The sequence below is a fragment of the Megamonas hypermegale genome (assembly GCF_900187035.1).
Taxonomy (GTDB): Bacteria; Bacillota; Negativicutes; order Selenomonadales; family Selenomonadaceae; genus Megamonas; species Megamonas hypermegale.
The window spans coordinates 620,145-634,908 of the sequence record NZ_LT906446.1; the positions used below are offsets into that span (position 1 = coordinate 620,145).

Genomic DNA, 14,764 nt, shown 5'->3' on the forward strand with positions numbered 1-14,764 from the left:
TTATATGTGGGAAAAATTTGCATCACTTTCAAAAAAACAACGATATATCGGCAGTGCAATCGTAGCTTTAATTATTATCTGCATAATATTTTTTGCCTTGTTTGGCATGGGAACAAGCAAAGGTCAAGGCGATAATATTTCAGTAGAGATATCTTCGGGAATGACGACTGCAGAGATTGCGGAAACTTTAAAAGATAAAGGCGTTATAAACAGTAGTACAGGTTTTCGTATATTGGCAAAAGTTGGCGGTTATGAAGCAGATTTTAAAGAAGGCATATATTATTTTAAATCCGATATGCGTGTTGGTGTTGTATTGCAAAATTTAGTATCTGGTCCGCAAAATGCAGTCGTACGAGTTACAATTCCAGAAGGGTATACAGTTGAAGATATTGCAACACTCATGGAAAAAGAAGGCTTAGTAAATAAGGAAGATTTTTGCAATGTGGCAAAAGATTTTGCGCCGTATGATTATATGAAAGAAGCATTAGATAAACCTGATATAAATTACGCAGCAGAAGGGTTTTTATTCCCGGATACGTATGATTTTGATAGAGGCTATACAGCAAAGCAAATCATGCAAATCATGGCTGATAATTTTGACCGCAGAGTCAATGCACAGATGCGCGAAAAGGCTAAAGAAGAAAATTTGTCTGTGTTTGAATTGATAACTATGGCTTCTCTTGTAGAAAAAGAAGCTAAATTTGCTGAAGATAGACCGATAATTGCTAATGTATTTTTTAAGCGTTTAGCTGATGGCATGATGTTGCAATCAGATGCTACAATACAATATGCTTTAGATGAGCATAAAGAAGAATTCACTATAGAAGATACAAAAATTGATTCACCATATAACACATATCAACATACAGGTTTAACACCTGGCCCTATTGGAAATCCAGGGCTTGATTCAATAAATGCAGTGCTCAATCCAGCTGATACAGATTATTTATATTTTGTTGCAGATAGTGAAGGACATAATCACTATAGCGCAACGTATGACGAGCATTTGCAGACGATAAAAGAAGTTTATGGTGAGTAATATTTGGGTAGGTAAGAAATTTGGATTATTTATTTAAGGAAATGGAAGAGTTTGCAGAATTAAACCATGTGCCGATTATTAAAGAAGCAGAGCGAAAGATATTTAAAGATATTATTGCTAAATACAAGCCAAAGCGTATTTTAGAAATCGGTACAGCCATTGGTTATTCTGCACTGCTCATGGCAAATTGCGGTGAAGGCATAAAAATAAAGACATTAGAGTTGTCAACTGAAAGAGCAGAAATCGCTCAATCTTTTATTGATAAATCACCGTATAAAGATGATATCGAAATCGTCATCGGTGATGCAGGTGAAAATCTGTTATCACTTGACAAAGAAGAAATCTTTGATTATTGTGAGCCTCACACTTGTGATTTTAATCATGAGTTAGGCGAACAAAATAGTCAGCGTATATAGAAATATGTACGTAGAGATAGACTAAGATCTATCCAATACTGTTTGAATTGCTGGAAAGCCCTAAAGATATCTGAACTACAACGTAAACATGAAATAAAGTTAAACGTGAATGTGGCGAAAGCAGAAAAAATCAGATATATAGCATAAGGTTAAATCCTAAGTGTTGAAAAATGGACAATCAGCAGCGAAGCTCCGAATAGGAGAACGTTCAACGACTATTCCTCTTGAGGGAAGTACTCAGTAAGCTATTGACTGAGGAAGTGGACAGACTCTAACAGGTAAAGCTGAGGGATAAGATATAGTCTGTGCCGTTACGAAAGTAACGGAAGTTCATAAGAGAACTGTATAGAAAGTAGCGTTTCTATATGAACGAGACCTCATAATACGACTAAAGCAGAACCTACAGTTCTTGTATACGTTATTTAAAATAGGCAGTTAATATATAAACACTTGCTATATTGCTATACATATGTCATGATTATATTAGATGATAGTATGGAAGTAATTCAAATTGGGAAAAGGCTAGAGTAAAAGTAGCTAAATTGCATGATAGAATTGCCAATCAAAGACGCAATTTACTACATCAAGTGACATGTCAACTTATCAGAAACTACGATGTAATCTGTCTTGAAGATTTGCAAGTTGAAAACATGATGAAAAATCATAAATTAGCAAGAAATATAGCTGATGTCAGTTGGTCAGAGTTTATGAGACAACTAACATATAAAGCCAAATGGTTTGGCAGGGTTATTGTCAAAATAGATAAATTTTATCCTTCAAGCCAATTATGTCATATTTGTGGGTATAAAAATATTGAAGTAAAAGATTTAAATGTTAGAGAGTGGAACTGTCCTGAATGTAAAACACATCACGATAGAGATGTAAATGTAGCTATAAATATTAGAGATGAAGGATTAAGAATATTAAACATAGCTTAATCTTGAATAACATATACAAGAACCGTAGGAACTATGGGGATAGCTCGGAGATACTGTATTCGTTAGAATACTTGACCGAGAACCCTGCGACTTTAGTCGTGGGAGGTTCAGATGGTATTTATTGATGCAGCTAAGGGACAGTATTTAGATTATCTGCAAAAAGTATTGCCACATTTGACGAAAGACGGCGTTATTATATCAGATAATGTATTGTTTCGAGGCTATGTATTGAGTACAGAAAAGCCCCCTCGTCGTTATAAGACGATTGTAAAAAGACTTAGAGAATACTTGCAAATAATAGAAGACAAAGATAAGTTTTTGACGACAATCTATGAAAATGGTGATGGCTTAGCTGTTTCGCAGAGAGTTTACAATGATTAATTGATATAGGAGGATTTTTGTTGAGAAAACCTGAATTATTAGCACCAGCTGGAAATCTAGAAAAATTAAAAATGGCGATTTTATATGGGGCTGATGCTGTTTACCTTGGTGGAAAAAAATTTGGTTTGCGCGCTTATGGCGGTAATTTTACACAGGAAGAAATGCTTGAAGGCATAAAATTTGCTCATGAACGTGGCAAAAAAGTCTATGTAACAGTTAATATTTTTCCGCACAATAGCGATATAAATAGTGCTTTACCGTATTTAAAAGAATTAAAAGAAATGAATGTAGATGCTGTTTTGGTATCTGATATTGGTTTATTCACTTTAATTAAAAATGAAGTACCAGGCTTAGAAGTTCATATCAGTACACAGGCAAACAATACTAATTGGATGGCAGTAAAAGCATGGCAGGATTTAGGAGCACAGCGCGTTGTTTTGGCGAGAGAACTTTCTTTCGCTGAAATTCGTGAAATTCGCGAAAAGACAAATGTTGAATTGGAAATGTTTGTGCATGGTGCTATGTGTATATCTTATTCTGGTCGTTGCCTTATCAGCAACTATTTAACAGGTAGAGACTCCAATAGAGGTGCTTGCACACAGCCTTGCCGTTGGAAATACAATTTAACAGAAGAAAAACGTCCTGGTCAATATTTTCCAGTGACAGAAGATGAAAATGGAACGTATTTTTTCAATTCTAAAGATTTATGTTTACTTCCATATTTAAAAGACATAATTGAATGCGGTGTCGATAGCTTGAAAATTGAAGGTCGCATGAAATCCATTCATTATGTAGCTAGTGTAGTTAGCGCTTATCGCCATGCTATTGATAGCTATTTTGAAAAACCAGAAGCTTTCACTATAAAAGATGAATGGATAGAAGAATTAAATAAAGTATCCCATCGCGAATATACAAGTGGTTTTTCTTACCATAAGACATCTAGTGATGACCAGATTTATAATACAACTTCATACGAACACACATCAGACTTTGTTGGACTTGTATTATCTTATGATGAAAAAACACAGATTGCTACTATTCAGCAGCGTAATCATTTAACAGTTGGACAAGAAATAGAATTTTTCCAACCGAATGCACCGCTGTTCAAGCAAACTATTACAGAAATGTTTAATGATGAAGGTATATCAATTGAAGTTGCACCTCATCCACAGCAGATTATCACTATGAAAATGGATAAGCCTGTTGTACCGTATACAATTTTACGTAGAGATTGTTAGTAAAAAAGCTCTTGTCAATAATGAAAGATTTATTTGGCAAGAGCTTTTATTTGAGTGAAATAGACTTATTATTTAATAGAATTTAATAGGTAATACTTATAAAATGAAATTATTTTTATCAATAATTATAAAATCTAAAATTGGTTAAATAAACAAACAAATATATTGTATTAAGTATACTTTTTTCGATTAAAAATATTTATGCTTTATATAATGGAAAAATGATTATTTCCAATGTAAATACCATGATATTATGATTGATAATTTGTTTCATAGTGTAAGATTTATGAAAAATGCTAAAAAATAATTAAATATAGTTGAAAAATATTGAAAAAAGTTGTATCATAAATTTACATTATAGTTTAACTTACCTATTTTGGGTATATATTTATAGAAGGGAGCTTATCCTTAATGAGCAAACACATGAAAACTATGGACGGTAATACTGCCGCTGCATACGTGTCCTATGCGTTCACTGATGTAGCTGCAATTTACCCTATCACTCCTTCTTCACCTATGGCAGAAGCTGTAGATGAAATGGCTGCAAAAGGCAAAAAAAATCTTTTTGGCCAAAAAGTACGTGTTGTTGAAATGCAGTCCGAAGCAGGTGCTGCTGGAACAGTGCACGGTTCTTTACAAGCTGGTGCTTTGACTACTACTTATACAGCATCACAAGGTCTCTTATTGATGATTCCGAATATGTATAAAATTGCTGGTGAATTATTGCCAGGCGTATTCCATGTAAGTGCACGTGCGCTTGCTACTTCCTCCCTTAATATATTTGGAGACCATCGCGATGTTATGGCTGTTCGTCAGACAGGCTGTGCTATGCTCGCAGAAGCAAGTGTTCAAGAAGTTATGGATTTAAGTGCTGTAGCTCATCTTGTTGCTATTAAAAGTCGCGTTCCTTTCGTAAACTTCTTTGATGGTTTCAGAACTTCTCATGAAATTCAAAAAATCGAAGTTTTGGATTATGAAGATTTAGGCAAAATGCTTGATTGGGAAGCTGTTAATAAATTCCGTCATAATGCTTTAAATCCAGACCATCCTGTAATTCGTGGTACTAGCCAAAATCCAGATATCTATTTCCAAGGACAAGAAGCTAGCAATCCATATTATGCAGCTGTACCTCAAATGGTAGAAGAAGCAATGGAACAGATTAATAAAGTAACTGGCCGTAATTATCAGTTATTCAATTATTATGGTGACCCTAATGCTGAACGTGTAATTATCGCTATGGGTTCTATTTGTGATACAGCAAGTGAAGTAGCTGATTATTTAAATGCTAAAGGCGAAAAAGTTGGCGTACTTTCTATTCATTTATACAGACCGTTCTCTATTAAACATTTTATGAGAGCTCTTCCAAAATCTGTTAAGAAAATCGCTGTTTTAGATCGTACAAAAGAAGCAGGCTCTATCGGTGACCCATTATACTTAGAAATTCAGTCTGCACTTTATAACAGTGATATAAGACCAGTTATCATCGGTGGCCGTTATGGCTTAGGTGGTAAAGATGTTACACCTGACCAGATTTTCGCTGTTTATAATGAACTCACTAAAGAATGCCCACAAAATGGCTTTACTATCGGTATTAAAGATGATGTTACTAATACATCTTTACCAGAATATCATGAAGATATTGACCTTACTCCAGAAGGAACAACAGCTTGCAAATTCTGGGGCCTCGGTTCTGATGGTACAGTAGGTGCAAATAAAAGTGCCGTTAAGATTATCGGTGATAAAACAGATATGTATGCACAGGCATATTTTGCATATGACTCCAAAAAATCTGGCGGTATAACAATGTCTCACTTACGTTTTGGTAAAAAACCAATTCGTTCCCCATATCTCATCAACAAAGCAAACTTCATTTCTTGTTCACAGCAATCTTATGTAGATAAATACAATTTACTTGCTGGCTTAAAACAAAATGGTACATTCCTTTTAAACACGCTTTGGAGCGATGAAGAATTAGATAAAAATTTACCTGCATATATGAAACGTTATATTGCAGCTAACAATATTAATTTCTACACTGTAAACGCTGTTAAAATTGCGCAAGAACTTGGTCTTGGTGGTCGTTTTAACATGGTTATGCAGTCTGCATTCTTTAAACTCGCTAATATCATTCCAATTGATGAAGCTGTTGGATACTTAAAAGACGCTGTTGTTACTTCTTATGGTAAAAAAGGTCAACACATCGTTGATATGAACAATGGCGCTATCGATAAAGGTATTGAAGCACTTCATAAAGTTGAAGTTCCTGCTTCTTGGAAAGATGCTGTAGATGAAGCTGTTAAAGAAGATAATGCACCAGATTTCATCAGAAACGTTCAAGAACCAATGAACCGTCAAGAAGGCGACGAACTTCCAGTAAGTGCATTCCGTGGCAGAGAAGACGGTACATTCCCTGTAGGTACTGCTGCTTATGAAAAACGTGGCATTGCTATCAATGTACCAGAATGGGATATCGATAAATGTATCCAGTGTAACCAATGCTCTTTCGTTTGCCCACACGCTGCAATTCGTCCTGTACTCATGACAGAAGAAGAAGTTGCTAACGCTCCAGAAGGTATGAAGACAAAACCAGCTCTTGGTGCAAAAGGACTTCAGTTCGCTATCACTATCTCCGCTAAAGACTGCGAAGGTTGCGGTAACTGTGCTGATATCTGTCCAGCTCCAAAAGGTTCTGCTCTCACAATGAAACCTATTGGAACTCAGCTTGCAAAACAGCCTGAATTCGATTATGCAGTAGATGCAACAAAAGTTGCACCAAAGAAAAATCCTATGAAGAAAACTACTCTCAAAGGTAGCCAGTTTGAAAAACCTCTCTTAGAATTCTCCGGTGCATGCGCAGGTTGCGGTGAAACTCCATATGTTAAACTCGTTACTCAGCTCTTCGGTGACCGCATGATGGTTGCTAATGCAACAGGATGCTCCTCTATTTGGGGTGGTTCTGCACCATCTATGCCATACACTAAAAACCATAAAGGACAAGGTCCAGCTTGGGCAAACTCCTTATTTGAAGATAATGCTGAATATGGTTTAGGTATGTTCCTTGGTACTAAAGCTGTTCGTGAAGCACTTGCTTCTAAAGTTGATGCAGTTCTTGAAGCTGGTTTTGGTAGCGATGAACTCAAAGCTGCTCTTGTTGATTGGAAAGAAAACATCAATGAAGGTGAAGGTAGCCGTGAACGTGCTGAGAAATTAACTGCACTCTTAGAAGCAGAAAAAGGCGATAATGACCTCTTAAATGAAATCTATGATAAAAAAGATTTCTTTGTAAAACGTTCCCAATGGATTATCGGCGGCGATGGTTGGGGTTATGATATCGGTTATGGCGGTCTTGACCATGTACTTGCTTCCGGCGAAGATGTTAACGTATTAATCCTTGATACAGAAGTTTACTCCAATACTGGCGGTCAGGCTTCTAAATCCACTCCAGCAGCAGCTATTGCACAATTTGCCGCAGCTGGTAAGCGTACAAAGAAAAAAGATATCGGCATGATGGCTATGAGCTATGGTTATGTATATGTTGCTCAAATTGCTATGGGCTATGATAAAAACCAAACTTTAAAAGCTATCGTTGAAGCTGAAAATTATAAAGGACCTTCTCTTATCATTGCATATGCTCCATGCATTAATCATGGTTTACGTGCAGGTATGGGCAAGAGCCAAAACGAAACAAAACGTGCTGTTGAATGCGGTTACTGGGCAACTTATCGTTACAATCCAGAACTTCGTGGCACAGATAAAAACCCATTCAGCTTAGATTCTAAAGAACCAACAGGCAACTTCCAGGAATTCTTACAAGGTGAAGTTCGTTATACTTCCTTGAAACGTGCATTCCCTGAAATTGCTGAAGAATTATTTGCTAAGACTGAAAAAGATGCTAAAGAACGTCTTGAAGGTTATAAAAAATTAGCAGGTAAATAATATTATAGTTGTAAATCTAAAAGACTGACATTTTTATGTCAGTCTTTTTTTGTCTAAATATCTATTTTTTTATAGTCGTGAATTTTTTTAAAGTAATGAATAATTGAATTTGTGTCATAAAGAACAACATTATAACAAATTATAACAACATTTACATAATGATATTATAGCTTCTGTAATATATAATAATATGCAGATAAAACATGTTTTATAAAAGCTCTAATAAATAAGTATAAATATATATAAAAAAGAAGAAAAAATTTAAATATAAGTAAGCGTTTACAAAATGAGTAATAATGAGCGATAAGGAATGTATAATTAAAAATAAGAGGGAAGATTATGAAAAAAATATTAGGATTATCAGCAGTAGCTCTTGTAATGAGCACTGGTATTGCAGCAGCAGCAAATAACCCATTTAGTGATGTTCCAGCTGATAGCTGGGCATATGATGCAGTATCTACACTTGCTGCTGATGGTGTAATTGATGGTTATCCTGATGGTACATATCAGGGACAAAAAACAATGACTCGTTATGAAATGGCTCAAATTGTAGCACGTGCAATGGCGAAAACAGATATGGAAAAAGCAGATAAAGCTCTTGTAGATAAATTAGCAGCTGAATTTGCTGAAGAACTCGACAATCTCGGTGTCCGTGTGGCCGACCTTGAAAAGAAGAGCGATAATGTGCAGTTTTCTGGTACGGCGCGTCTTCGTTATGACGATGGCGGCATAAATGCCACAAATACAAAAGCAAATAATGATGATACCGCCAGCCATTCTCATATTGAATATTGGATTAAAGGTAAAGTAAATGACGATTGGACGGCCATTGGTCAGATTGAAACGGAATTCAATAATGAAACTGGCAGTATTACAGCTTACGGCGGTAATGACCATCAGGTAAATAAAGTTTATGTGGAAGGCCCGTTATTCGGCGGTACGCTTAAAGCAGGCCGTTATGGTGAATTCTCTTCCTATGGACGTATTATTGATACGGAAATTTCCGGTGCTGAATTGACTTGGGGTGACCCAAATGAAGGTTTATCCGGTGCTTTAACTTATGGTCGTTTAAAACATGGTAGAAATATGGCTGGTACATCCTTTGCAGCATCTGGTGTAAAGAACTTTGAAGATGGCACTGTAAATGATAACTTTGGTATTAAACTCGGTGCACCAGGTGAAGCTGGAGAATATACATCAGCAAGATTGAAATATAACTTCAGCCCAGTAACAGCTATGGGTGTTACTTATGGTCATTTAGATAATCTCACTGTTTATGAAAGTGATGTAAATAAATTCAGTGATGATGGTGCTGATTTATGGGAAGTTGGTTTTAATACAACTGTAGCTGATAATCTCACTTGGATGGCTGCTTACTCTAAATCTGATAGAGATGGTATCTATGATAGTGTAGGTAGTGAAGTTAAAAATGACGGTTGGTTTAGTGAATTACGTTATAAAAAACATGATATAACTGACCCAGGTTCCTTCGCTATCTTTGCAAACTATCGTAATGTTGGTGCATTATCCACAATTGATGCCACAGTCGATTATACAGAAAATATTAAAGGCTGGACACTTGGATTTGACTATGTGCCAATTGAAAATACAACAATTGAAGTATTCTACATTAATGGTAAACAAGTAAATGCTACTACTAATGAAGGTATTCAAGATGCGGATATATTCCGTGCACAAATGGAATTCTATTTCTAATTTGTAAAATAATAAAGTCCTCTATTCAAAATAAATAATAAATACAATAATCTTATTCGCAGATGTTATATTATACGATTAACATCTGCTTTTTTTTATTTGCATATAATCATTTATTTTTGTTATGATATATGAAGTGATTAAATAGTTAACTTTTTATAGAAAGGAAGGAGTTTCTTGAAAAAATTATTAGTTTTAATTATTTGTTTAGGCTTGTTAGCTGTTACAGGTTGCACTTCAGATACACAACAAAGTGCAGATAATAGTAAAAATGCAAGTGACACAACATTAAAAATAGGATTGATGCCAGATATTGATTCTATTCCATTTATTATTGCAGAAGAAAAAGGCTTCTTTAAAGAAGAAGGTGTAAATGTAGAACTTCAACATTTTAAAAGTGCTATGGACCGAGATAGCGCACTGCAAAGTGGCAATTTAGATGGCGGTGTATCTGATATGTTAGCAGCGGGATTTGCTAAAGATGGCGGTTTTGATGTGAAGATGACTTCTATGACAGATGGCAATTATTGTTTAGTTGCGGGTACAGCAAATAATGTACAGTCCATTAAAGATATGAAAGGTCAAAATATTTCTGTATCCAAAAATACGATTATAGAATTTGTTTTGGACCAAATGCTCATGCAAAATCAGATGACTGAAGCTGATATAAATAAAACAGTTATTCCACAAATTCCAACGAGATTGGAAATGTTACAAAATGGTAAATTAGATGCAGCTGTACTTCCTGAACCTATGGGCAGTATTGCTATAAAAAATGGTTGTCATTTAATTAATTCTTCTGAAGAAATGCAGATTAATCCAGGTGTAATGGTATTTACAAATGATAGTTTGCAAAATAAATCGGAAGAAATAAAAGCGATGTACAGAGCTTATAATAAAGCTGTTGAATATTTGAATAATACACCACAAGAAGAATACATGGATTTAGTCATTGAAAAAGCAGGACTTCCACCGGCAACAAAAGATGCTTTGACTATGCCAAAATATCATGAAGCAGCTCTTCCTAGTAAAGATGCATGGGAAAAATCTATACAATGGCTCAATCAAAAAGGTTTAGTAAAAGAAACTTATAGTTATGATGATATGGTTAGTGATATTTTAAGCAAATGATACAGATAGATAATCTTTTTGTAAAATACGACAATCTAAATATATTAGAAGATATTAATTTACAAATGGCAGAGGGCTCAGTCTGCGCAGTGATTGGGCCTTCGGGCTGTGGTAAATCGACACTGCTCAATATCTTAGCGGGTATTAATCATGATTATGAAGGCAAGGTATTTATAAATGGCATGAAGCCGAGCCCGAAAAAGCAGACGATTGGTTTTATACCGCAAAATTATGGGCTTTTGCCATGGCTTAAAGTTAAAGATAATATCATGCTTGGCTTAAATATAAAGCATAAAAATAATTCGCAAATACCAATGGATTTAATCGACAGTTTAGGATTAAATAAATTATTAAATCGTTATCCTAAAGAATTAAGTGGCGGTCAACAGCAAAGAGTTAGTCTTGCAAGAGCTTTTGCATTAAAAGCTGATTTGCTTTTGATGGATGAACCGTTTTCTGCACTTGATGCTATAACGCGCGAAGAAATGCAAGATGTATTTATTAATCTTTGGCAACAACAAAATGTTACGACTGTGCTTGTGACGCATTATGTAGAAGAAGCGTTGTATTTAGGGCAAAAAATAGTGGTTATGACTGCTACACCAGGGAAGGTTTATAAAATAATCGATAATCCATTATTTGCTGATAAAAATTTCCGCGATAGAGAAGAATTTGTACAGCTCAGTAAACAACTCAGAATTTATTTGAAAAAGGCAGGTAGAGAAAATGAAGCATAAATCTATTTATTTTTATATACCTGCAATAGTTTTTCTGCTCGCTTTATGGTATGTGATATCTCTTATAGTTCATTTGCCGATTATTCCATCACCGTATTTGGCGATAGAAAGGTTAATAGATATCTTCAGTGATACAATAGCGATACATGCTTTTTATAGTTTTTGGCGCATTGTAGCTGGTGTATTATTAGCGGTACTAATCGGTGTACCTATTGGAATTTTGATGGGATATACGAAAAAAGTAGATACAATTTTAGCACCACTTGTATATTTGACATATCCAATCCCTAAGATTGCACTTTTGCCAATTTTAATGTTATTATGTGGCATCGGTGAATTGCCTAAAATATTAATGATATTTTTAATCGTTATTTTTCAAGTACTTGTGGCACTACGCGATGGCATAAGTTCTATACCAAAAGAGATGTTTTATCCTTTATATACGTTAGGTGCTTCATTTAAAGATATTTTTTGTAAAATTCTTTGGCCAGCTGTTTTGCCAAATTTTATTACAGCTTTGCGTGTAGCTATGGGAACAGCAATATCTGTTTTATTTTTTACCGAAACATTCGGTACAAAATACGGTATGGGATATTTTATTATGGATGCTTGGCTACGTGTTAATTATTTAGATATGTATGCGGGAATAATAGTTTTAAGTTTAATGGGTTTGTGTTTATTTGGTATTTTAGATTTATGCGAACGCTATTTTTGCAAATGGAACAGATAAAAACAAATCAAAATATTATTTGTCCGGACAGTTATTAGGCTGTCCGGTCTTTTTTTGATATTTAGATGAAATTTGAGTTATTTGTAAATTTAATATATTTTTTAAAAATTTATGTTGCATTTATACTAAAGATGTATTATAATTTAACTATGTTGAGAAGATATGTAAACGTTTTCAGATTAAATTTTCAAAAAAAACGAATAAATTTATTTTTTATATATCTTCTATTCATTGTAGATTTTCATTATTATATTAAAAGTGAGGGATTATTATGGAAAATGTTGTAATCACTGTCAGCAGACAGTATGGTTGCGGTGGTCGTGAATTAGCAACTATTTTAGCTAAAAAGCTAAATGTAAAATTATACGACAAACAGATTATTCATCTTGCTGCAGCTAAACTTGGTATCAACGATTTAAGTGAAGAGGAACTAAAAGAATTAGAAAATACTGTTGAACCAATGACACTTACTTATGTACCATTCCATTCTTTCGGTAATCATGCAGGTGAATCTAGCCGTGGTATGTTTATTGCCGAAGCAGGTGTTATTAGAAGATTAGCAAATGATGGCCCATGCGTTATCTTAGGTCGTTCTGCTGATTATGTACTTGAAGATGAACCAAATCATTTTTCTATATTCGTTTGTGCTAGTGATGAATACAGAGAAAAAAGAGGCAAAATCGTTTACGAAGGAAAAACGTTAAAAGAATTAAATCAAGAAAATGATAAAAGAGCTAGATATTACAACTATTATACTGGCAAAAAATGGGGCGACCCAGCTAATTATGATTTAGTTGTAAATACAAGTAGCGGTTCTTTAGATGAAATAGCAGATGCTATCATCAATTATATAAAAACTATTAAAAAATAATTTTAATAATTTCAAATATTTATATTTATTTTATTGTATTTTGTATTTATTGTATATTTATTTTGATGTATTTTTATTAGGAGGATTTTTATGTCAGGCAATAAACTTTTGTCACGTATATCATATGCGTGTGGTACATTTGGTCATGATATATTCTTCATGATGGTAAACACGTATTTTATCATGTTCATAACTAGTAACTTATTCAATTCAGGCGATAAAGCTCATGATGAATATATGATTGCTACTATTATGACAGTTATCTTAGTAATCCGTATTGCAGAACTTTTCATTGACCCATTCATTGGTAATACTATTGATAAAACAAATACTAGATGGGGAAGATTTAAACCATGGGTTATCGTTGGTGGTTTAATTGCAGCAATTTCCTTGATTATTTTGTTCACAGATATGGGTGGATTAACTTCTTCTCCAATGTTATATTTAATAGTTTTTGCTATTTTATATATCGTTATGGACGTATTCTACTCAGCAAAAGACGTTGCTATTTGGTCTATGGTTCCTGCAATGTCCTTTGATTCCCGTGAACGTGAAATTACAGCAACTTTTGCTCGTATCGGTTCTGTATTTGGTGCTCAACTCGTTACAGTAATGGTTATTCCAATTGTATTATTCTTCTCTGCTAATAAAAATGGTGGTGTTGGTGATGCACAAGGTTGGTTAGCATTTGCTGTAATCGGCGGCGGTATCTCTATTCTTGGTGCTATTATCCTCGGTCTCGGTACTAAAGAACATGCTTCTGCACTTCGTCAGAACAAAAAAGAAACATCTTTCAAAGAAGTATTCTCTATCTTAGGTAAAAATGACCAGTTAATGTGGATTGCTATTACATTCCTTATCTTCTGCTTTGGTCAGGACTTAGTAAATGCTTTCCAAATGTACTACTTTACTTATATTTTAGGTGACTCCACTGTATTATCCTCTTTAGGTGTTATTAACGTTATTATCGGTTTACTTGCTGTTGCTTTATTCCCAACATTAACTAAAAACTTCAAAAGACGTAAATTATTCGTCGCTTCCATTGCAATCATGGTAATCGCACTCGTTATTTATGCCTTTGCAGGTCAAAATACAGTTATGTGCTTAATCGCTGCAGGTTTATTCAACCTCCCACAGCCACTCGTATTTCTTGTTGTATTGATGACAATTACTGATACTGTTGAATATGGTCAGCTTAAAATTGGTCACCGTGATGAAAGTCTTATTCTCTCCATAAGACCATTGATTAATAAATTATCTGGTGCTGTTACAAGTGCTATCGTAGGATTTACAGCTGTTTGGGTTGGTATGTCTGGCGGTGCTACAGCAGATTCCATCACAGATGCTAATAAATTCACTTTTGAAATGATTATGTTTGCAACTCCTATCGTATTCTTAATCGTAGCAACTTTAATCTACAAAACGAAAGTTAAATTAACGGAAGAAAAACATGCTGAAATCGTTAGAGAACTCGAACGTACTTGGGGCAAAGATAATAAATAATTAATAGTTTATAATATATAATAATGAATTTTTAATAATGGAATAGATAATCCCTGTTATCATAATTTGATGACAGGGATTTTTGTATTGATATTAAAAATATTATTAGAATTTTTTTTTAATACTTG

10 protein-coding genes and 2 pseudogenes are annotated in these 14,764 nt (G+C 34.3%); all 12 read left to right on the forward strand.

Translation table 11 applies throughout. The features are described from left to right. Positions 1 to 4: 4 nt before the first annotated feature. The 12 genes and pseudogenes from mltG (at position 5) to CKV65_RS03005 (ending at position 14,636) form a co-directional block, all read left to right on the forward strand. Positions 5 to 1,039 (forward strand): endolytic transglycosylase MltG, encoded by a 1,035-nt coding sequence (mltG, locus tag CKV65_RS02950; protein WP_027890908.1) that lies wholly within the window; start codon positions 5 to 7, stop codon positions 1,037 to 1,039. 20 nt (positions 1,040 to 1,059) lie between these two features. Next, positions 1,060 to 1,455, forward strand: a complete 396-nt coding sequence (locus tag CKV65_RS02955) for an O-methyltransferase (protein WP_051177665.1) — start codon at positions 1,060 to 1,062, stop codon at positions 1,453 to 1,455. Between the two features lie 509 nt (positions 1,456 to 1,964). Continuing rightward, positions 1,965 to 2,393: pseudogene (locus CKV65_RS02960) on the forward strand (RNA-guided endonuclease TnpB family protein); the annotation flags it as partial. A 111-nt stretch (positions 2,394 to 2,504) separates the two neighbouring features. Then, a pseudogene (locus tag CKV65_RS02965) lies at positions 2,505 to 2,774 on the forward strand (O-methyltransferase); the annotation flags it as partial. A gap of 20 nt (positions 2,775 to 2,794) precedes the next feature. After that, complete coding sequence (locus CKV65_RS02970; protein WP_027889648.1) at positions 2,795 to 4,012, forward strand: peptidase U32 family protein; 1,218 nt, start codon at positions 2,795 to 2,797, stop codon at positions 4,010 to 4,012. 411 nt (positions 4,013 to 4,423) lie between these two features. Next, a complete protein-coding gene (gene nifJ, locus CKV65_RS02975; protein WP_027889649.1) occupies positions 4,424 to 7,948 on the forward strand; it encodes a pyruvate:ferredoxin (flavodoxin) oxidoreductase in 3,525 nt (1,174 codons plus the stop codon). Positions 7,949 to 8,287: 339 nt separating this feature from the next. Then, complete coding sequence (locus CKV65_RS02980) at positions 8,288 to 9,664, forward strand: S-layer homology domain-containing protein (RefSeq protein WP_036254447.1); 1,377 nt, start codon at positions 8,288 to 8,290, stop codon at positions 9,662 to 9,664. 177 nt (positions 9,665 to 9,841) lie between these two features. Further along, on the forward strand, positions 9,842 to 10,795 hold the full coding sequence (locus CKV65_RS02985) for an ABC transporter substrate-binding protein (RefSeq protein ID WP_027889651.1): 954 nt from the start codon (positions 9,842 to 9,844) through the stop codon (positions 10,793 to 10,795). After that, positions 10,792 to 11,532, forward strand: coding sequence for an ABC transporter ATP-binding protein (locus CKV65_RS02990; protein WP_027889652.1), 741 nt, complete (start codon positions 10,792 to 10,794; stop codon positions 11,530 to 11,532). The genes CKV65_RS02985 and CKV65_RS02990 overlap by 4 nt, the downstream gene beginning before the upstream one ends. After that, a complete protein-coding gene (locus CKV65_RS02995) occupies positions 11,522 to 12,262 on the forward strand; it encodes an ABC transporter permease (protein ID WP_027889653.1) in 741 nt (246 codons plus the stop codon). The genes CKV65_RS02990 and CKV65_RS02995 overlap by 11 nt, the downstream gene beginning before the upstream one ends. Positions 12,263 to 12,530: 268 nt before the next feature. After that, on the forward strand, positions 12,531 to 13,133 hold the full coding sequence (locus CKV65_RS03000; RefSeq protein ID WP_197695401.1) for a cytidylate kinase-like family protein: 603 nt from the start codon (positions 12,531 to 12,533) through the stop codon (positions 13,131 to 13,133). Positions 13,134 to 13,223: 90 nt separating this feature from the next. Next, positions 13,224 to 14,636, forward strand: coding sequence for a glycoside-pentoside-hexuronide (GPH):cation symporter (locus CKV65_RS03005; protein WP_027889655.1), 1,413 nt, complete (start codon positions 13,224 to 13,226; stop codon positions 14,634 to 14,636). The last annotated feature ends 128 nt before the right edge of the window (positions 14,637 to 14,764 follow it).

Excerpts from the sequence above, each read along its gene's own strand:
- CKV65_RS02980 (WP_036254447.1), top strand. The coding sequence starts at position 8,288 with ATGAAAAAAATATTAGGATTATCAGCAGTAGCTCTTGTAATGAGCACT.
- nifJ (WP_027889649.1), top strand. The coding sequence starts at position 4,424 with ATGAGCAAACACATGAAAACTATGGACGGTAATACTGCCGCTGCATAC.
- CKV65_RS03005 (WP_027889655.1), top strand. The coding sequence starts at position 13,224 with ATGTCAGGCAATAAACTTTTGTCACGTATATCATATGCGTGTGGTACA.
- CKV65_RS02990 (WP_027889652.1), top strand. The coding sequence starts at position 10,792 with ATGATACAGATAGATAATCTTTTTGTAAAATACGACAATCTAAATATA.
- mltG (WP_027890908.1), top strand. The coding sequence starts at position 5 with ATGTGGGAAAAATTTGCATCACTTTCAAAAAAACAACGATATATCGGC.
- CKV65_RS02995 (WP_027889653.1), top strand. The coding sequence starts at position 11,522 with ATGAAGCATAAATCTATTTATTTTTATATACCTGCAATAGTTTTTCTG.